At 64.5% G+C, this 17,834-nt stretch carries 19 protein-coding genes and 2 pseudogenes; 8 read left to right on the top strand and 13 right to left on the bottom strand.

Annotated features, from left to right (window positions below):
* Positions 1-13 precede the first annotated feature (13 nt).
* A complete protein-coding gene (locus tag DK261_RS21645; protein WP_038631911.1) occupies positions 14-1,030 on the bottom strand; it encodes a TRAP transporter substrate-binding protein in 1,017 nt (338 codons plus the stop codon).
* Between the two features lie 411 nt (positions 1,031-1,441).
* Here DK261_RS21645 and DK261_RS21640 point away from each other — a divergent pair, with 411 nt between their 5' ends.
* The gene (locus tag DK261_RS21640; RefSeq protein ID WP_110176328.1) at positions 1,442-2,482 is read left to right on the top strand and encodes an alpha/beta fold hydrolase; all 1,041 of its coding nucleotides are present in this window, start codon (positions 1,442-1,444) and stop codon (positions 2,480-2,482) included.
* Positions 2,483-2,575: 93 nt separating this feature from the next.
* Here the strand turns inward: DK261_RS21640 and DK261_RS21635 are convergent, their stop codons facing one another.
* From DK261_RS21635 to DK261_RS33945, 8 genes and pseudogenes are all read right to left on the bottom strand, one after another.
* Entirely contained in the window at positions 2,576-3,028 is a 453-nt protein-coding gene (locus DK261_RS21635; RefSeq protein WP_009048580.1) for a hypothetical protein, read from the bottom strand.
* Between the two features lie 104 nt (positions 3,029-3,132).
* Positions 3,133-3,474: a copper-binding protein gene (locus DK261_RS21630; protein WP_110176326.1), complete on the bottom strand. Its 342-nt coding sequence runs from the start codon at positions 3,472-3,474 to the stop codon at positions 3,133-3,135.
* Positions 3,471-6,626 (bottom strand): efflux RND transporter permease subunit, encoded by a 3,156-nt coding sequence (locus DK261_RS21625; RefSeq protein WP_110176324.1) that lies wholly within the window; start codon positions 6,624-6,626, stop codon positions 3,471-3,473. Before DK261_RS21625 ends, DK261_RS21630 begins: the two co-directional genes overlap by 4 nt.
* On the bottom strand, positions 6,623-8,095 hold the full coding sequence (locus DK261_RS21620; RefSeq protein ID WP_110176321.1) for an efflux RND transporter periplasmic adaptor subunit: 1,473 nt from the start codon (positions 8,093-8,095) through the stop codon (positions 6,623-6,625). The genes DK261_RS21625 and DK261_RS21620 overlap by 4 nt, the downstream gene beginning before the upstream one ends.
* The gene (locus DK261_RS21615; RefSeq protein ID WP_110176319.1) at positions 8,092-9,348 is read right to left on the bottom strand and encodes a TolC family protein; all 1,257 of its coding nucleotides are present in this window, start codon (positions 9,346-9,348) and stop codon (positions 8,092-8,094) included. Before DK261_RS21615 ends, DK261_RS21620 begins: the two co-directional genes overlap by 4 nt.
* 99 nt (positions 9,349-9,447) lie before the next feature.
* The gene (locus DK261_RS21610; protein ID WP_016704534.1) at positions 9,448-9,789 is read right to left on the bottom strand and encodes a hypothetical protein; all 342 of its coding nucleotides are present in this window, start codon (positions 9,787-9,789) and stop codon (positions 9,448-9,450) included.
* Between the two features lie 130 nt (positions 9,790-9,919).
* A complete protein-coding gene (locus DK261_RS21605) occupies positions 9,920-10,381 on the bottom strand; it encodes an NUDIX hydrolase (protein WP_101282297.1) in 462 nt (153 codons plus the stop codon).
* A 45-nt stretch (positions 10,382-10,426) separates the two neighbouring features.
* Positions 10,427-10,580: pseudogene (locus DK261_RS33945) on the bottom strand (AsnC family transcriptional regulator); the annotation flags it as partial.
* On the opposite strand from DK261_RS33945, the pseudogene DK261_RS21595 reads away from it, so the two are divergent.
* Positions 10,576-10,737 (top strand): annotated as a pseudogene (locus DK261_RS21595) (acyl dehydratase); the annotation flags it as partial. The pseudogenes DK261_RS33945 and DK261_RS21595 sit on opposite strands and share 5 nt — an antisense overlap.
* A gap of 45 nt (positions 10,738-10,782) precedes the next feature.
* Here the strand turns inward: DK261_RS21595 and DK261_RS21590 are convergent.
* Positions 10,783-11,127, bottom strand: a complete 345-nt coding sequence (locus tag DK261_RS21590; protein ID WP_009048570.1) for a cupin domain-containing protein — start codon at positions 11,125-11,127, stop codon at positions 10,783-10,785.
* A gap of 277 nt (positions 11,128-11,404) precedes the next feature.
* Here DK261_RS21590 and DK261_RS21585 point away from each other — a divergent pair, with 277 nt between their 5' ends.
* Positions 11,405-11,941, top strand: a complete 537-nt coding sequence (locus tag DK261_RS21585) for an ATPase AAA (RefSeq protein WP_041990169.1) — start codon at positions 11,405-11,407, stop codon at positions 11,939-11,941.
* Between the two features lie 127 nt (positions 11,942-12,068).
* Here DK261_RS21585 and DK261_RS21580 read toward each other — a convergent pair whose 3' ends face one another.
* Complete coding sequence (locus DK261_RS21580; protein ID WP_028682352.1) at positions 12,069-13,121, bottom strand: alpha/beta fold hydrolase; 1,053 nt, start codon at positions 13,119-13,121, stop codon at positions 12,069-12,071.
* Positions 13,122-13,397: 276 nt separating this feature from the next.
* Here DK261_RS21580 and DK261_RS21575 point away from each other — a divergent pair, with 276 nt between their 5' ends.
* The 4 genes from DK261_RS21575 (at position 13,398) to DK261_RS21560 (ending at position 16,274) form a co-directional block, all read left to right on the top strand.
* Positions 13,398-13,799, top strand: a complete 402-nt coding sequence (locus tag DK261_RS21575; RefSeq protein WP_016704530.1) for a GFA family protein — start codon at positions 13,398-13,400, stop codon at positions 13,797-13,799.
* A gap of 154 nt (positions 13,800-13,953) precedes the next feature.
* Entirely contained in the window at positions 13,954-14,253 is a 300-nt protein-coding gene (locus DK261_RS21570) for a hypothetical protein (RefSeq protein WP_053268834.1), read from the top strand.
* A 108-nt stretch (positions 14,254-14,361) separates the two neighbouring features.
* Positions 14,362-15,435, top strand: coding sequence for an FAD-binding oxidoreductase (locus DK261_RS21565; RefSeq protein ID WP_110176966.1), 1,074 nt, complete (start codon positions 14,362-14,364; stop codon positions 15,433-15,435).
* Between the two features lie 155 nt (positions 15,436-15,590).
* A complete protein-coding gene (locus DK261_RS21560; RefSeq protein WP_110176318.1) occupies positions 15,591-16,274 on the top strand; it encodes a phytanoyl-CoA dioxygenase family protein in 684 nt (227 codons plus the stop codon).
* Positions 16,275-16,279: 5 nt separating this feature from the next.
* Here the strand turns inward: DK261_RS21560 and DK261_RS21555 are convergent, their stop codons facing one another.
* Both DK261_RS21555 and DK261_RS21550 read right to left on the bottom strand, forming a co-directional pair.
* Positions 16,280-16,654, bottom strand: a complete 375-nt coding sequence (locus tag DK261_RS21555; protein WP_009048563.1) for a tautomerase family protein — start codon at positions 16,652-16,654, stop codon at positions 16,280-16,282.
* Positions 16,655-16,660: 6 nt separating this feature from the next.
* Positions 16,661-16,990, bottom strand: a complete 330-nt coding sequence (locus DK261_RS21550) for a carboxymuconolactone decarboxylase family protein (protein ID WP_164486603.1) — start codon at positions 16,988-16,990, stop codon at positions 16,661-16,663.
* A 109-nt stretch (positions 16,991-17,099) separates the two neighbouring features.
* Between DK261_RS21550 and DK261_RS21545 the strand changes: the two genes are divergently transcribed.
* Positions 17,100-17,834 (top strand): LysR substrate-binding domain-containing protein (locus DK261_RS21545; RefSeq protein ID WP_110176964.1); only part of this gene is annotated, 735 nt, incomplete at its 3' end.

Here is a 17,834-nt window from a genome sequence, read left to right as displayed (position 1 = left end):
GGGCTGGCCTGGATCACGCCCTGGCCGCGTCGATAAGCCCCAGCACCGAAGCCATGGATGGCGTGGTCCGGGTGAATGGCAGCCAGAGCTTGTCGCGCATGAGGGTACGGACGCTGGCACGCTCGGCGTCAGCCATGGGGAAGAAGGTCATGCCGCCCTTGCCCAGCGCGGCGATGGCTTCGGCGCCTTTGATCGCGGCCGCCCGGCGCTGGGACACGCTGGCCTCCCGGGCAGCCGCCATGAACACCGGTTGCAGGTCGGCGGGAATCTTCGCCAGCCCGCGCTTGCCGATCACGGCAATGCAAGGGCTGAACAAATGGTCGGTCTGCCAGCAGTGGCTCACCACTTCGGCGAGCTTGTTGGCCAGTACGCTGGCGGCATCGTGTTCGAAGCCTTCCACCACCCCCGTCTGGATGGCGGTGTAGACCTCGTTGAAGGCAATGGGGGTCGGGATCGCGCCCAGCAGCTTGAAGGTTTCGATGAACGCCTGGGTCGGCAGGACCCGCAGCTTGGTATTCCTGATGCTCTCGAGATCCTTGATCGGCGGCTTGGTATAGACGCTGCGCGCGCTGAAATGCGCGCCCCAGCCCACGACCGAGCAACCGGTGCGCTCGCGCAGCAGCCCGTTGTAGATCTCGCCGACGCCGCCATCCACGGAGCGGGCGACATGCTCGTAGCTGTCGAACAGGAACCCCAGGTCCAGCAGAGCCAGTTCCGGCAGGGCCGTGGCCCAGATCGAACTCCCGGAGACCATCAGGTCGATCGACCCCAGGCGCACCTGTTGCACCACATCGGCCTCTTTGCCGAGTTGGCCGTTGGGGAAAAAATCGATACGGATGCGGTCGCCCACGGACTGTTTCAGGTTCTCGGCCAGGCGTTGGTAGAACAGGTAGTGCGCCGAGTTCTCGTCCGCCGTCATGGTCGAGGACAAGCGCAATACCGAAGGGGCGGCACGGGCGATGGAAGGCAGGGCCAGTGCGCCGGCACTGAGGGCGGCACACTGCACGAAGCGACGTCGGGTCAGAGGCATGAGGCTGTTCTCTTTTGTTGTTGTTTTGCGACATTTTCACGAGTTTAGTAAAACGTTTTACTAAATCGTTTTACAAACTACCTCCAATGACCCGGATCTGGCAATGGAAATTTGCCCACGCAGCAGACATTGCCTCCGAGCAAAGCGTCCGACGGGGCCACGGCGCGGCCGAAAACCGTCGCCGGACCGGACACACGAACGGCTTCGTGCCCTGCCACGGCTATCCGCGAGGACTCGCGGGCTACGTCATGTATCGCACTGTATCTACCGCCCTCCCCGGTACACGCGCTTGCATCCGCCCCGGGATCCGGACACAGGCCAGATACGTCGCGGCCGTCAAATGCAACCCAGGTTGAAGGGGATCAGCCAGGTCCCCCGCCCCACGGCTTGCAATCCAATGGAGAGATCAGCATGAAGATGACACTGCGCAACCCCACAATCGGCGCGTCGATCCTGGCCCTCAGCCTGTTCGGCCTCCTCGGCACGGCCCAGGCGCAGACGCCCGCAGCGGCGCAACCCGACGCGGGCAGCGGCACCACTTATGCCGCCCCTTCGCCGTTCGGCCCGCTGAAGCATGTCAACGCCGGGCTGCTGGACGTGGCCTACGCCGAAACCGGCCCCGCCGACGGCCCGGTGGTGATTCTGCTGCACGGCTGGCCGTACGACATTCACAGCTATGACGAGGTCGCGCCCTTGCTGGCCGCCAAGGGTTATCGGGTACTGATGCCCTATGCCCGCGGCTACGGCGATACCCGTTTCCTGTCGGCGAAAACCCTGCGCAATGGCCAGCCGGCCGCATTGGCCAGCGACGTCATCGATTTCATGGATGCACTGAAGATCAAGCAAGCGGTGCTCGGCGGTTATGACTGGGGCGCACGTTCGGCGGACATCGTCTCGGCGCTGTGGCCGGAGCGGGTCAAGGCGCTGGTGTCGGTCAGCGGCTACCTGATCGGCAACCAGGCGGCCGGGCAGAACCCGCTGCCGCCCAAGGCCGAGTTGCAGTGGTGGTACCAGTTCTATTTCGCCACCGAGCGCGGTCGCGCCGGCTACGAGAAAAACACCCACGACTTCGCCAAGCTGATCTGGCAACTGGCCTCGCCGCAATGGAAGTTCGACGACGCCACCTTCGAGCGCAGCGCCAAGGCCCTGGACAACCCCGACCATGTCGACATCACGGTGTTCAACTACCGCTGGCGCCTGGGGCTGGTTCAAGGCGAAAGCCGCTACGCCGCGCTGGAGCAGAAACTGGCCACGGCCCCGGCCATCGGCGTACCGACCATCACCCTGGAAGGCGATGCCAACGGCGCACCGCACCCGAACCCCGCGGACTACGCCAAGCGTTTCACCGGCAAATACCAGTTCCGCCTGATCAGCGGCGGCATCGGCCACAACCTGCCGCAGGAAGACCCGCGTGCGTTCGCCCAGGCGGTGATCGATGCGGATCGTCTTTGAGGCTGGCCTGACCGTCCTCAGCGTCAGGGCATGCCCTGGAAAAACCAACCCGGCGACAGGAGGGCCGTGGGTCCTCCTGTCGCCGGCGAGGGGTCAAACCGTGACGATCATGCAGCCGATCGCGCCGGACTCATGGTAGATGGCATGGCCGTTGTTCTGCACAGTGAACCCGCGCAACGAGTGTTTGGCCACGTCGCTGTAGGCCAGGGAAACCACCCAGCGGGCATCGACCGGCTCGGTGTATTTGGCAATCTTCTCGATGTCCTTGCGGGTTTCCGCCAACAGCTTGTTGCCGGCATTGGTAGCGCTTTCGACTTTCACTTCGATGGCATAACTCTCGACGTTGTGCCGGGCCAGCACGTCGAGGTGCAAGGCCTGGTTCGGCGGTGGGTAAGGCACTTCGCGAGCGACCCCCAGGTGCGCTGCGCGCAGCAGCATCAGAAACTCGACCTGGAACCAGACTTCCCAGGCCGCGCCGGTACTGATGGCGGCCTCGATACGCGAGTGGTCGCTGAGGATGAGGTGGCTGAGTTCGGTGTTGTTCATCGGGCGTTCCCTCTGTTGGATGGTAGAGAGAGGAACGAATCGACGGCGCTGCTGTGAATAATGAGCGCGAGGCCGGCATGCCTGCACATGCCGGCCTCGCGGTTTTACTTCCTGATGGAAACGATAGTGGCCGCGCCGCCTTCCAGGTGGAATACGAAGGTCACCCGGTCGCCGATCGCCAGCCCTTGCAGCTGCTGCGCGGTCGCGGCAAAGGCCATGGTCATCGGCGGCCATTGCACGGCGGGGACGGCGCCGTGGGCGATGGTCACCCGCTGCTTCGCGGTATCGATGGCCTTGATCGTGCCCTCGGCAGTGGCCTGTCGAGCCTGCCGGGCTTCCTGCTTCATCGGCATGCCGTCCATTTTCATGCCGGGCATGTCCTGCGCGTAGGCAGCGAGGGACAGCGTGGCCAGGGTGCCAGCGAATGCGATCTGGATCAGTTTCATAGGTTTTTTCCTTGAGTGTGGGAGACAACAGGAAGGTGCCGGCGGCGCATCAGGCGATAGGCCGCCGGGATGACGAACAGCGACAGCAAGGGCGCGGTGAGCATGCCGCCGACCATGGGCGCGGCGATGCGGCTCATCACTTCGCTGCCGGTGCCGCTGTCCAGCAGGATCGGCAACAGGCCGGCGATGATCACCGCCACGGTCATGGCCTTGGGGCGCACACGCTGCACCGCGCCTTCGCGAATCGCCGCGAGCAGCCCGCGCTCGCTGCCCTCGCCGGACTCCTGGCGTTCGGCCCAGGCGTTCTTCAGGTACAGCAGCATGATCACGCCGAACTCGGCGGACACCCCGGCCAGGGCGATAAAACCGACGCCGGTGGCCACCGACAGGTTGAACCCCAGCCAGTAGAGAAACCACGCCCCGCCCGTCAGGGCGAACGGCAGCGTGGCCATGATCAGCAAGGCCTCGTCGAAGCGGGCGAAGGTCAGGTACAGCAGCACGAAGATGATCAGCAAGGTGGCCGGCACCAGCCACGCGAGCCGGGCATTGGCCCGTTCGAGAAACTCGAACTGCCCGGAATAGCCCAGGCTCATGCCCGGCTGCAAGCGCACCTGCTCGCTGACCGCCCGGCGCAGGTCGGCGACCACCGAGGCAATATCCCGCCCGCGCACATCGACATACACCCAGCCCGAAGGCCGGGCGTTTTCGCTCTTGAGCATCGGTGGACCATCGCTGACCTTGACCCTGGCCACAGTGCCGAGGGTGATCTGGCTGCCCAGCGGGGTGTAGATCGGCAGCTGCTCCAGACCCCCCAGCGAGTCCCGCCAATCCCGGGGGTAACGCAGGCTGATCGGGAAGCGGGCCAGGCCTTCGATGGTCTCGCCGATGTTTTCCCCGCCGATGGCGCCACTGACGATCGACTGCACGTCGGCGATATTCAGGCCGTAGCGCGCAGCCGCCTGGCGATCGATGTCCACGTCGATATAGCGGCCCCCCGTCAGGCGCTCCGCCAGCGCCGAACTGACCCCGGGCACCTCCCTGGCCACCCGCTCGACGGCCTGGGTCACCGCATCGATCTGCCGCAGGTCGCTGCCGGCCACCTTGACCCCGATCGGGCTCTTGATGCCGGTGGCGAGCATGTCCACACGGTTGCGAATCGGCGGAATCCAGATATTGGTCAGCCCCGGCACCCGCACCACCCGGTCCAGCTCGGCCACCAGTTTTTCCGCGGTCATGCCGGGGCGCCACTGCTCATGGGGCTTGAACCGGATGATGGTTTCGAACATCTCCAGGGGCGCCGGGTCAGTGGCGGTTTCCGCGCGGCCGGCCTTGCCGAACACATGCTCGACCTCAGGCACGCTCTTGATCAGCCGGTCGGTCTGTTGCAACAGCTGCGCCGCCTTCTGCGCCGACAGCCCCGGCAGCGCCGAAGGCATGTACAGCAGGTCGCCCTCGTCCAGCGGCGGCAGGAACTCGCCCCCCAGGCGCGAGAGCGGCCATAGCGCGCTGAGGAACACCAGCAAGGCCAGCAGCAAGGTCGCCCGGGGCCTGCGCAATACCGCGTCCAGCGCCGGTTGATAGAGGCGGATCAACCCACGGTTCAGCGGGTTCTGCTGCTCGTTGGGAATCCGCCCGCGAATCCAGTAGCCCATCAACACCGGCACCAGGGTCACCGACAGCCCCGCCGCCGCGGCCATGGCATAGGTCTTGGTGAACGCCAGCGGACCAAACAACCGTCCTTCCTGGGCCTCCAGGGTGAACACCGGAATGAACGACAGGGTGATGATCAACAGGCAGAAGAACAGCGCCGGCCCGACCTCGGTCGCCGCCGCGGTGATCACCTGCCAGCGCTGTTCGCCCTGCAGGGTGTGCCCGGGGTGAGCCTGGTGCCAGGCCTCGAGTTTCTTGTGGGCGTTCTCGATCATCACCACCGCCGCGTCGACCATGGCCCCGACCGCGATGGCGATGCCGCCCAGGGACATGATGTTGGCGTTGAGCCCCTGCTGGCGCATCACCACAAAGGCGATCAACACGCCGATCGGCAAGGAGATGATCGCCACCAGGGAGGAACGCAGGTGCCAGAGGAAGATCCCGCACACCAGGGCGACGACGATGAACTCCTCCAGCAACTTGTGGCCGAGGTTGCTCACCGCGCGGTCGATCAGTTGGCTGCGGTCGTAGGTGGTGACGATTTCCACCCCCGCCGGCAGGCTGTGTTTCAGCTCTTCGAGCCGGGTCTTCACCGCCGCGATGGTTTCCCGGGCGTTCTTGCCGCTGCGCAGAATCACCACCCCGCCCACCGCCTCGCCCTCGCCATCGAGCTCGCCGATACCGCGGCGCATTTCCGGGCCGAGCTGGACAGTCGCAACCTCGCCCAGGGTCACCGGCACCCCACCCGCCCCGAGCTTGAGCGGGATCGCGCGAAAGTCATCGAGACTCTTCAGGTAGCCGGAAGCCCGCACCATGAACTCCGTCTCCGCCATCTCCAGCACCGCGCCACCGGTTTCCTGGTTGGCCTTGCCGATCGCCGCGCCGACCTCGGCCTGAGTGATACCGAGGCTGGCCAGCTTCAGCGGATCGAGCAGCACCTGGTACTGCTTGACCATGCCGCCCACGGTGGCGACTTCCGCGACGTTCGGCAGGGTCTTGAGCTCGAACTTGAGGAACCAGTCTTGCAGGGCGCGCAGTTGCGCCAGGTCATGCCCGCCGCTGCGGTCCACCAGGGCGTACTGGAAAATCCAACCAACCCCGGTGGCATCTGGCCCCAACGCCGGTTTGGCGCTGGCCGGCAGGCGGCTCTGGACCTGGCTCAGGTACTCCAGCACCCGCGAGCGGGCCCAATACAGGTCGGTGCCGTCCTCGAACAGCACGTAGACAAAGCTGTCGCCGAAGAACGAATAGCCGCGCACGGTCTTGGCCCCGGGCACCGAGAGCATGGTGGTGGCCAGCGGATAGGTCACCTGGTTCTCGACGATCTGCGGTGCTTGCCCCGCATACGGCGTGCGGATGATCACCTGTACATCCGACAGGTCCGGCAGCGCGTCAACCGGCGTGCTCTGCACCGACCAGACACCCCAGGCGCTGACGAACAGGGTCGCCAGCAACACCAGAAAACGGTTGGCCACCGACCAACGAATCACGGCCGCGATCATGGCTGGCTCCCCGTTTTATCCAGGCGTTGGACCCGCAGCTCATTGCCGCTCTGGCTCAGCGCCACCCGCACCTTGTCGCCCACCTTGAGGCCCTGCATCAGGCCGGGATTGGCCAGAGGAAAGGTCATGGTCATGGCCGGCATGCCCAGGCTCTTGAAGGGACCATGGGCGAGCGTGACTTCCTGACTGTCGATGGCCAGGATCTGCCCTTCGGCTTCATGCAGGACCGCTGCGGGCTCTGCCAACGAAGCGGCGACAATGCCCTTGAGGCTGGCTTCCGAGTCCAGCAAAAACTGCCCGGAAGCCACCACCTGCTGCCCCTCCTCCAGGCCTTGCAAGATCGCTGTCTGGCCCGCGTTGTCCGGCCCTGGCTGCACCTCCACCGGGCGGTAGCGCCCCCCGTCTTCGGCGAGCATCACCAGGGCCCGGCGGCCGGTGCGAATCACCGCCTCGCTGGGCACCCACAGCAGAGGTTGCCGGGTCGAACGCTTGAGGCTGACCTGGGCGCTCATGCCCGGCCGCAGCCGACCTTGCGGGTTAGGCAACTCGACCCGCACCCGCAGCGTGCGGCTATCGGCATTGGCCTCCGGAAGGATCGCGTCGACCTTGCCCGCGAACACCTCCCCGGGAAAAGCCGGCAAACGAGCCTCGGCCACCTGCCCGCTGACCAGCGAGCCGGCCTGCGACTCCGGAACCGCCACCGCCAGCCAGACGCTGTTCAAGCCGTTGACCCGGGCCAGGGTCTCGCCGGCGGCCAGGGTCATGCCCTGGCGGACATTCAACTCTTGCAGCACACCGCCGATGGGGCTGCTCAGGGTCAGGTTCGGCTGGACCTTGCCACTGCGCTCGACCTGGGCGATCAAGGCCGTCGGCATGCCGCTGAGGCGCAATCGCTGGCGGGCGGCCGCCAGCAGAGCGGCATCGCCACTGGCCTTGAGGGCGAGGAATTCTTCCTGGGCCGCCGCCCACTCCGGCACCAGGATATCCGCCAGGGCCGCGTTGGCCTTGAGTAAATCCCCCGGGGCCCGGGCATACACCCGTTCGACAAAACCCGCGGTACGCAGCTGAACGACCGCCACCTCGCGCTCGTTGAACGCCAGCACCCCGACCGCATCGACGCTGCTGGCCAACACCCCGCGCGTGACGCTGGCCAGGCGCAGGCCGAGGTTCTGGGTCAGGCCCGGGTCGATGCGCACTGCCGCGCCATCCCCTTGGGTTCCCTGGCCCTCGGCGTAGCGTGGGACCAGTTGCATGTCCATAAAAGGCGACTTGCCCGGCTTGTCGAACTTCTGCTGCGGGTACATCGGGTCGTACCAATACAGCGCCTTGGGCTCGGCCGATGCCTGCTGCCCGACCGCCACCGCCGGCGCTTCGCCGCTGCGCGGCTGGGCCAGCCAGTAACCACCCGCGACTCCCAGGGCCAGCGAGACGCCGACCACCGAAGCGACTTTCCAGATCGGCGAATTCATTGCGCACTCTCCCCATAGGCGAAATACAGGCGCGCGTTGGTCAGGGCGCGCTGCTCCTCGACGTCGATCTGCTTGAGGCGGGCTTCGATCAGTTCGCGGCGGGCGGCGACCACCGCCGCCAGGTCGCCCTTGCCGGCGCGATAGCTGGCCAGGCTCAGGTCGACCTTCTCCCGGGCCAGCGGCACCAGGCTTTGCTGGTTGCGGCGCACCGCGCGATCCAGGCGCTCATAGTCGGCCAACTGCGCTTCCAACTGCTGGGCATGCTCCCGGGACAGGGCTTCGCGTTCGGCCTCCAGCTGGCTCAGCTCGGCCTGCCGGGCGGCGATCCTGGGGTTCTGGCGCGAGCCGGGAAACAACGGCAGGTCCCAGGAAAACTGCACGCTGACCATATCGCCGAACTCCCGGCCACGGCGCTGGTAGTCCAGCTCCCAGCTCCAGTCCGACTGCTTGTCGGCCTCGGCCTCATGCACCCTGGCTTGCGCCTCGCGGGTCATGGGCGCGAACGCCGCCAGTTCGGGGTGGTGTTGCAGCTTGTGCACGTAGCCTGCGCTGTCCACCGGCCACTCGGGCAGACGTCCCACGGGCCGGTCGTTGACGGCGGCGCCGATCCAGCGCTTGAGCGCGGCCCGGGCCTGGGCCCGCTGGCTGATCAGTTCGTCCTCGCGCTCGGCCAGTTGCGCGGCTTCCTGGCGGGGCGTCACCGCATCCGCCGGTAACCCGCGGCCACCGGCGATCTGTGCGCGCACGGTGGCGCCCAGCAGGCGGTTTTCCTCGTAGAAGTCCTGGAGCAGCGCCGCCTTGCGCTCCACCGAATAGCTGCCGATCCAGGCCAGGGCCGTGGCCTGGCGCACGTTCAGCAGCTCCACCCGACGCTCGGCGGCGGCCCGTTCGACCGCCCCGGCGGCGACCTCGACGCGGGCCTTGCGCTTGTCGCTGTTGGGCATTTCCTGGCGGATCCCGACCATCTGCATGGTCATGAAGTCCTGGTCGAGGCGCCAGCGATCCGAGCCGCCAATGGGGTAGTTCTGCACCCCCAGCAACAGCTTGGGGTCGGGCAGCTCGCCGGCGGGGATGGCCGCGCTGCTGGCGGCCTGGATTTTCGCGTCCTGGGCGCTCAGCGACGGCGCGTTGTTCTCGGCCAGGCGCAACGCCTCGTCGAGGGTCAAGGCGCCAGCAAGGCTCGGCCATACCAGCACGCCTGCCGCCAGGCCGGCCACGAGGGACCAGCCGGTGCAATAGCACTTGGGGTTCATGTTGACGATTCCTGTGATGAATCCCTGCGCGACTCTTCAGACATGCGCGCAGATATGCCATCGCCTCAATAGGCGATGGGACTCAGTGTGGTACAGGAATCAGGCCCGGGGCGGTCGCCACACCCCGGAAGGGCTTTGCGCGGGCAAAAAATAGCTGGAGAAAAACAGGACAACCGGGTGGCTCAGGGTCACGGCAGGCTTGACGATCGAGACTTGCAGCATGCCGCCGGTCTTGCATTCCTGGCCCGGCTTGCAGGGTTTGCCGTGCTCGGCCGGGCTTTTCATGTCGTTGCAGCAGTCCATGCCCATGTCGTCCATCATCGCCATGCCCTGGGTCTTCATCGGGCAAGGTTCGGTCGGCGCCTGGACGCCCGCCATCCCGCTGAGGGGAAGCGCCAGGCTGATCAGGAAGACAAGACAAAACCGCAGGTAGCGTTTCATGGGCTGGAGTCTAGAGGTGGAAAGCCGCTCTTACAATTGCGCCAATCGCATAAACAGGTCGCCGAAAAAACCGGCTGCGCGCGATCTCAATGGCGCGGGATTAAGCCAGGATTAGCGCGTGGAAAAATCGCTACAAGGACGGCTCGAACACCCCCGCCTCTTCCAGCATCTCCACCAGTGACTCCGGCCAGACGATGGCCTCGGTGGATCGCAGATCGTGGGCCGACCACCAGCGATGATCGGCCATCACCTGGGCCTCGGACGAGGTCCAGCCCGCACGGGAGAGCGGCTGGTCCGGCGCGTGCACGACAAAATACTGCTCGACGGAGGTCACCCACTCGCCGCTGGGCAGCTGCATGGGAAACCGGCGATCGGCCACCGGTTCTCCAACCGTGCCGACCCGGATACCGGTCTCCTCGTGCAGTTCACGGACCGCCGCAAGCTGGAAGGTTTCTGCCCCTTCAAGCCCGCCACCGGGCGTGGCCCAATAGTCATCCCCCGCCAGCGCCCCTTCCTTGTGCAGGAAGCGGAACAGCAGGACCTTTCGCGAAGGGTTGATGACCAGCAACCTCGCCGATTTACGCTCACGCATCGGTATCTCCCTGAAATGTTGTTCTGATGTATTCGCCGGCGCGCCTCACAGCGCCAGCGAACGGTCCTGAATCACCCGTTTCATCACCAGCGTCAGGCGTTGGGCGTTGGGCGTTGGGCGTTGGGCGTTGGGCAGTCTGGACAGGCGGCCATCATAAATGCTGGAAGGCCGGCAGGTCGCGGATGATCACGTGCAGCATGACCAACGAAGACGGCATCACCGTGCTGGAAGGCCAGACCCGCGGCCTGGTGCCTGGGGTGAAGGAACGGGAAGTCCTGGTCCGCATGCTGGCCGAGGGCGATCCGACCAATGGGGCGGCCAATGGGGCGGCGGGCGCGGGGAATGACCAGCCTTGAGTGAACCGCTCCTCGGGCCCGCCCCTATCGATGTTCGGCCCGGACTTACTCTTGCCAGACAATATCGACCGAGATCTCCCGCGCCGGAACCGTTCCTCGGTTCTCGAGCCAGTGCGTGGTGTCCCTGTCCTCGGGCCAGCCCAGCCCCGGGCCATAGTCCGTGTCGAGGCCATTGCGATGGTCTGTGATGGTTCCCTCCAGTATGTAGACGACGCCTGGCCGGTCTTTATGGTTGTGAATCGGCCCGAATACACCTCCAGGCTCGATGGTCACCAGACGCATTCTGAGTTGGCGCCCGGCCATCCCCTCGATCTCGGGACCCAGGTCAATGGTTGCCAGTACCTGCACTGCAACACCTTTGGTTTCCGGTGCCACCTGTTCATTGCTCATGGCGCTCTCCTCTCTGTACCTACAGAGCCTCACTAGCAGTAGACACCCCTGAAAGGCGAGAGCTGCCGACAGGCGACAAAGGGTCGGAGTCGGTTTTTCATGGCCGGCAGGAATCGGCCGGAACGAACAGCCAATGCGGACAAGGAGGGATCGATATCCTGCGCTCGGCTTCAGGAACCACACATTTCATTCCTGGTGCGGTCGCCCCCGCCATCCGCCTTTAACTGGCGCCGCAAAACCTGCACAATCGCCGGCTTTTTTGCGACAGGAAGTTCCCATGCAACGGATTGTAATTCTGGGTAATGCCGGGAGCGGCAAGTCCACCCTCGCCCGCGCCCTCGGCAAGCGCCGGAACCTGCCCGTGGTCCACCTGGACACACTGTTCTGGGAGCCCGGCTGGGTCGAACCCGACGCCGAGCAGTTCCGCGAACGGGTCCGCGCAGCGGTCGCACCGGCTGCCTGGGTGTGTGAAGGCAACTATGCCCGGCGCACCTTCGACCTTCGCCTGCCCCGTGCCGACCTGATCATCTGGCTCGATACCCCGCGGCTCACCTGTTTCACCCGGGTGATCATCCGCAGCCTGATGAACCGCCCCCGGCCTGACCTTGCCGCAGGCTGCACGGAAAAGCTCGACCGGGCATTCCTGACCTTCCTGAACTTCGTGTGGAATTTCGACCGTGGCTACCGCCCGGGTATCGAGGCGATGCGCCTGGCCATAGGCCCGCTGGTTCCTACCCTGCACTTGCGCGGTGCCCGGCAGATTGCCGCGTTTCTCGATAGCTTGCCGGCGACGCCCGAAGCCTGCCTTGAATGAATGGCGGGTCGCCATCCCGGCACAACCTCCGCCTTGGGCTGTGGATTCAACCGATCCGCCAGATTGCACGGGTGTTGAAACTGCTCCAGTTTTTTTGTTGAACTGCGGCAGCTCCCGCACCACGAGTCTACAAACTGTCTTCTTTGTCGATGGATGACTGAAGAAACTCGGCTATCAGCGCTGCAACCTGCTGTTGAATCACCTCACGCGGGCGAGCGCTGTCACCATCCCGGCAAATGATGCCATCGCCTGGTACGTCTTCTTCGAGCATGACCTCCGCGCCAGGTTTGCATACCGACAAGAAGCTGAAATGGCTTGCGTCGCTGATTTCGACGTAGCGGCTTGACGCCGAAGGCAGGCGTTTGGCCAGGTTGGCAGACTCCAACTCAGCGGGAAGGTCGTGCGACGGCGCGCCGGCAGCGATCACCAGCGCTGGTACCGGCAGCGCGGCCAGGCTTTCATCAGTCAGGCCACGCGAAAAGCCCAAGTCCAATGCAACCACGGCAGTGACGCGTTTATCGCGCAAATCGGCGGCCAACGCGGCCTTTGATTCCGAGGTGCTTACGGGTTTTATCTTTCCATAGTTGGTGCAACTTGATAACTGCGGGTGGGCTTTGCACTCCTGGGCGAAGCGGTCTGGATCGAAACGAGCACCGGCGATCTCCAGGGCGGTCCAACCGCCGAGTGAATGGCCCACTACTGCAATTCGGCCATTGGCGACCGAGCCGAACTTTTCAGGTTGAGTCGTGACCCTGTCAATGACTCGGCGCAAATCGACGGGCCGCTGCCATAACTGCGCCGCGGCTTGAGGGCTAAGGTCATGAGTGGTGGTGCCAGGGTGATTGAGTGCGGCGACGATGTAACCCCTGTGAGCCAGGGCACTGGCAAGCCAGATCTGGTTGCTCCAGTTACCTCTGTACCCGTGGGAGAGCACCAACAATGGATGCTTGCCAGCAGCGGGCGGCGCGTCACGGACGGCAGGAGCCCCGACGAACACCACATCATCGCCAATCATCTGCGTGGCTGCGGTAGTTGCGCTGGGGTACCAGACGACCATCTCCAGTGCGCGCCCATTGTGCGAGTCCGCCAGTATGGAAGTTTGGAAGCCGACAGGGTTCTCGTCAGCGAGTGCGGTAGTAGCCAGCCAGGTCAACAACAGGGCGCCGAAAGCTATTTTCAATGTCATTTCTTCCTTGAATGAGACAAGTGCACAGCAGCCTGAACCCGCCATCAGGCGCATCCACCTTCGTATGGAGTCGAAGCTCATGGGGCTGCATATAAGCCCGGGCATTAAAGCCCACATTCGAACCGCCGTGCGCAGTTTTCATCGTTAACGCTGTTCGCGGTCTGTTAGTGAGAAGGTTGAACGTCCGCTTTTGGTTGTGGGTTCACCGTTCGACATCCCCAGCACCGACTGCTTAAATGGGCGCCCTTTCGTTTCAAGGGGCGCCCTTAAATGACTGACACCTTCCAGGGCAGTTGCCTGTGCGGCGCCGTCAAATACCAGCTTTCGTCCCGCCCCAAGGCGCTTTCCCATTGCCATTGCAGCCAGTGCCGGAAAAGCCATGGGGCGGCGTTCGCCAGTTATGGCAGTGTGTTGCGCAGCGATCTGCGTATCGTTCAGGGTGCCGAGAGCCTCCAGTCCTATCGATCCTCCGAGTCGGTACTGCGCCAGTTTTGCGGCCAATGCGGTTCGTCGCTGTTCTGGTCCAGGGACCAGGGCGAACACGCCGACTGGATCTCGATCGCCCTGGGCACCCTGGATACGCCCTTCACCGCCGATAAACAGAAACACATTCAGGTGGCGTTCAAGGCTTCGTGGTACGAAATCCAGGATCATTGGCCGCAACACCCATGAGGGCAATCAGGCAAAAACGGATGGCAACCGACGTAAGGCAGGGCCAAACGCACCCACTCCGCCAGACGGCTCCAAGGCCAGGCGCGATACCCTCTAAGCTGAATACAGCAGCACTGCAAACACGTTTCTACCGTCTTGATACAGGGGAACTGGAATGACCAGAACAGCAGTACGCAACTACTCGTCATGGATCCTGTTTTCCCTGCTCGCCATCAACCTGGCGCTGATAGCGGGATGTTCAAGCAAAGCCGCCCAGTATCGTTATTCGACCGCCAGCATCGGCTCAAACTGTTACGCCAAAGCGCTCCCCACTTCCGGCGAAGGCGGCCTGGCCTGGGGTTCCACCCTGGGTGTGGCGCGCCAGAAATCCCTGAATAACTGCATCCGTTATGCCGGCCGCTCCGGCGGTACGCCCAGCACCTGCAAAGTGGTGTTGGCGGAGTGCAAGAAATAGCAGCGCGCAAGAAATAGCAGGAAGCTAGCGACGCGGGCCGTTCGGTTCCCAGGGCATCAGTTCATCCGGATGCCCTACCCTCAGCAGCTCGACAACACGGAGGTTGATATGGGCAACGCGGCAAACAAACGAGTCGTGGTCATTGGCGCGGGCATAGTGGGCGCGTCCCTGGCGTATCACCTGGCGAGCAAAGGCGCGCAGGTCATTCTGGTGGAGGCTGAAGACATAGCGTCTGGAGTGACGGGACGCTCATTCGCCTGGATCAACACCACCCACAACGGGCCCGATCCCATCGCGTCATTGCGCGGTGCGGCGATCCAGGAGTACCGCCGGCTCGAAACCGAGCTGCCTGGCCTGAAGGTGCGCTGGACTGGCGCCCTGTCCTACGGCGCAAACCCAAGTGAAGAGCCGCAAGCCTCAGGTAACCCGCCTTCGGCCGCCCGGGTGTCGCGCTCGCAGATCCTCGACCTCGAGCCCAACCTCAAGCATCCCCCGCAGCAGGCCTGGTATGCCGCCGAAGAAGGCGCGCTGGACGCGGTGCAAGCTACTCATGCGTTGATCGCCGGTGCCCAGGCTCATGGCGCCCAGCTGCTCACCCAGACTCGGGTGCTCGGCTTTACCACCCAGGGTACACAGGTGACGGGCGTCGAAACCACAAGGGGCAGCCTCGAGGCCGAGATTGTCGTGCTGGCCGCCGGGACGGGCATCACCCAGCTGACCGAGCGGCTGAACCTGCCCCTTCCAATAGCGGCCTCTCCAGCCATATTTATCCGCTACGCCTCACAACCCGATCTCGTGCACACCCTTATCTCCAACCCGGAAATGGAAGTGCGGCAAGGCACGGACGGCAGGCTACTGGCGGCGGAAGATTACCTGGACGACGCGCTGGAAAACCAGCCAGCCGCGATAGCGCTACGAACCGCCCAGGCCATCCGGAACCAAGTCCACGGCGTTACTTCCATCGAGCTGGAGTCGGCCTGTGTCGGCCTCAGGCCCATGCCGGTCGATGGCACGCCCATCATCGGTTATCTACCCGATATCGGCGGCGTGTATGTGTGTGCGATGCACCCTGGCGTCACGCTGGCGGCGATAGTCGGCCGCCTGGCCAGCGAGGAGATTATCGACGGCACGGCATCCCCTGCCCTTGCCCCCTGCCGTCCCGGGCGCTTCTTCCAGGCGTAGGGAATACGTGTCTGGGGCCAGCATGGTGACAACCTCTCCAACAAAACCTGTTCGCCCCGCTCACTGGACTCGCTAAAGCTACGCTTGATCACTGACCGGTTATTGCCCCAGGCCGCTCCACAGGACGCATTGCTGATAAGGAAATCGAGAAAACCATGACTGACCGCGAGCAACTCCATCGACAGGGTTACGTGCTGCTGCGCCGAGCGATCCCGGCCGAATGGCTGGATGACCTGCGCGCCACGTTCGAGGCGGGCGTGCTGCCGTCGAACCAATGGCCCGTGCCCCGAGGCATGGACTGGCGCCATTCGCTGCTGGACGCCGATTCGAAGGTCCAGGCGGTGTGTCGCCTGCCGCAGGTGCTGGCGGTGGTGGGTGAGTTGATTGGGGAACGCTTCTTTCTCTCCCAGGTGGAAGGGCGCGAGCCCCTGGCCGGTGGCGGCCATCAGCAGCTGCACCGCGACCTGTCAGCCCAACGGCCAGGCGACATAGCCAACGCCCTGGCTTTTTTCGACGACTACGGCCCCGAGAACGGCGCCACCCGCATCGTCCCCGGCAGCCATCGTCCCGATCCGGCAGCGCCGCCATTCGACTTCAGCGACGAGTCGCGGTCCGTGCAGCTTTCAGGCGCCGCCGGCGACATCCTGGTGTTCGATGTCGATCTGCTGCACGCGGGCAGCCTGAACGCGAGCGGCGCACGCCGGCGCTCGCTCCTGATCAGCTATTTCTCCGAGTCTCTGTACCCATCGCACCTGGAAACCCTGGGCCTGCGAAATATCCGCATGGACACGAGCGAGCGCTTCGATCCGTTGGATAGGGCTGATACCAGAAACGCATAGGCAGGCTAATTGCCCCGCCCACCGCCAAACGACCAGTCCTCTGCCTCGGTGGTGGTAATCACCACCATCACATCCTCGGCATCGATGCCCGGCGCCCGGCCCAGCCGCTCGACCAGGTCGCGATAGAAACGCCGTTTGGTCTCGACCGATCGAGGCCGGCCGGCGGTGATCGCGATCAGCACAAAGTCATGGCTGCGCGGGCCGCCCAGATAATCGCGGTCGAATATCAGCTCGCCCGCTTCATGTTGGTGAATGATCTGGAAGCGGTCCGCCAGCGGCACTTCGAAACGCTCGACCAGCGCCTCGTGCAGCCCCTGCGACAAGGCCTGCAGGTACTCGGCGGACTTTCCGCGGTGCAAGGAAATACGGGCAAAGGGCATAAAGGCTTACTCCTGCAAACCGAGGCTGGAACCCTGTAGATCGCTGAGCACCTTCAGCGCCGAGGCGGCCGTCGGCCAGCCGGAATAGAACGCCAGATGGGTGATCACCTCAGCCAACTCGTCGCGCCCCAGGCCGTTGTCCAGCGCCCGCTGCAGATGAAACGGCAACTGCTCCAGGCGGTACAACGCCACCAGCGCCGCCACCGTCACCAGGCTGCGCTCCCGAGCCGACAGCTGGGTGCGCTGCCAGATATCGCCGAACAGCACATCCCTGGTCAGGTCGGCGAATTTTTGCGTGTACTCAGGCTCTCGCCCCTGCCCCATCGCTGTATCCATGATGCTTCCTCGTTGAATAACCCAATGACGGGAGAAAAATATCAACTCGAAACCATCCCGAATATTGGATTTAATGGAAGCCACAATCCCGAATCAGTGAACTATTCGAATGCGCCGTCCGACCTTCGACCTCGATGTACTGCGTACCTTTGTCACCGGCGTGGAGTTCAACAGCTTTGCCAAGGCAGCAGATCGACTCGGCCGCTCGACCTCCGCGGTGAGCGCCCAGCTCAAGAAACTCGAGGAGCAGATCGGCACGCCGGTACTGGCCAGGTCCGGTCGAGGGCTGGCCCTGACGCCCACCGGCGAGTCGCTGCTCAGCCATGCCCGCCGGCTCCTGGAACTGAACGACAGCATTTTCCAGACCCTGCATGAACAGCAGACCGCCGGGACGGTACGCCTGGGGTTGCAGGAGGACTTTGGCGAGCACTTTCTCAGCGATATCCTCCGCCGCTTCGTCAAGACCTACCCACGGGTGAATCTCGAAGTCAGGATCGCGCGCAATGCCGAACTGCTTGCCCTGATCGACAGCGACGGCCTGGACCTGGCGCTGGCCTGGGACACGGGGCAGCCATCGCCCCATGCCACGCGCCTGGGCGAAACCCAGATGCACTGGATCGGCGCGCGCGACATGCCGCCGCTGCCGGCGGACTCGCCACTGCCGCTGATCCTGTTCGATGCCCCGTGCGTGCTGCGCAGTGCCGCCACCCAGGCCCTGGACGAGGCGCATATTCCCTGGCGGATCGCCCTGACCAGCCCCAGCGTCGCCGGCATCTGGGCGGCCGTGGCGGCCGGGCTGGGGCTGACCTTGCGCACCCGCATCGGGCTGCCGAGCCATCTCGCC

The sequence above is a fragment of the Pseudomonas sp. RW409 genome (assembly GCF_003184125.1).
Lineage (GTDB): Bacteria > Pseudomonadota > Gammaproteobacteria > Pseudomonadales > Pseudomonadaceae > Aquipseudomonas > Aquipseudomonas chlororaphis_I.
This window is presented reverse-complemented; position numbering and strand designations above follow the sequence as displayed.

What these genes read in the sequence shown, in the direction of transcription:
- DK261_RS21605 (WP_101282297.1), bottom strand. Translation starts at nt 10,381, where the DNA reads ATGCGTGAGCGTAAATCGGCGAGGTTGCTGGTCATCAACCCTTCGCGA.
- DK261_RS21615 (WP_110176319.1), bottom strand. Translation starts at nt 9,348, where the DNA reads ATGAACCCCAAGTGCTATTGCACCGGCTGGTCCCTCGTGGCCGGCCTG.
- DK261_RS21560 (WP_110176318.1), top strand. Translation starts at nt 15,591, where the DNA reads ATGACTGACCGCGAGCAACTCCATCGACAGGGTTACGTGCTGCTGCGC.
- DK261_RS21635 (WP_009048580.1), bottom strand. Translation starts at nt 3,028, where the DNA reads ATGAACAACACCGAACTCAGCCACCTCATCCTCAGCGACCACTCGCGT.
- DK261_RS21620 (WP_110176321.1), bottom strand. Translation starts at nt 8,095, where the DNA reads ATGAATTCGCCGATCTGGAAAGTCGCTTCGGTGGTCGGCGTCTCGCTG.
- DK261_RS21585 (WP_041990169.1), top strand. Translation starts at nt 11,405, where the DNA reads ATGCAACGGATTGTAATTCTGGGTAATGCCGGGAGCGGCAAGTCCACC.
- DK261_RS21630 (WP_110176326.1), bottom strand. Translation starts at nt 3,474, where the DNA reads ATGAAACTGATCCAGATCGCATTCGCTGGCACCCTGGCCACGCTGTCC.
- DK261_RS21555 (WP_009048563.1), bottom strand. Translation starts at nt 16,654, where the DNA reads ATGCCCTTTGCCCGTATTTCCTTGCACCGCGGAAAGTCCGCCGAGTAC.
- DK261_RS21565 (WP_110176966.1), top strand. Translation starts at nt 14,362, where the DNA reads ATGGGCAACGCGGCAAACAAACGAGTCGTGGTCATTGGCGCGGGCATA.
- DK261_RS21625 (WP_110176324.1), bottom strand. Translation starts at nt 6,626, where the DNA reads ATGATCGCGGCCGTGATTCGTTGGTCGGTGGCCAACCGTTTTCTGGTG.
- DK261_RS21590 (WP_009048570.1), bottom strand. Translation starts at nt 11,127, where the DNA reads ATGAGCAATGAACAGGTGGCACCGGAAACCAAAGGTGTTGCAGTGCAG.
- DK261_RS21550 (WP_164486603.1), bottom strand. Translation starts at nt 16,990, where the DNA reads ATGGATACAGCGATGGGGCAGGGGCGAGAGCCTGAGTACACGCAAAAA.
- DK261_RS21645 (WP_038631911.1), bottom strand. Translation starts at nt 1,030, where the DNA reads ATGCCTCTGACCCGACGTCGCTTCGTGCAGTGTGCCGCCCTCAGTGCC.
- DK261_RS21575 (WP_016704530.1), top strand. Translation starts at nt 13,398, where the DNA reads ATGACTGACACCTTCCAGGGCAGTTGCCTGTGCGGCGCCGTCAAATAC.
- DK261_RS21610 (WP_016704534.1), bottom strand. Translation starts at nt 9,789, where the DNA reads ATGAAACGCTACCTGCGGTTTTGTCTTGTCTTCCTGATCAGCCTGGCG.
- DK261_RS21640 (WP_110176328.1), top strand. Translation starts at nt 1,442, where the DNA reads ATGAAGATGACACTGCGCAACCCCACAATCGGCGCGTCGATCCTGGCC.
- DK261_RS21570 (WP_053268834.1), top strand. Translation starts at nt 13,954, where the DNA reads ATGACCAGAACAGCAGTACGCAACTACTCGTCATGGATCCTGTTTTCC.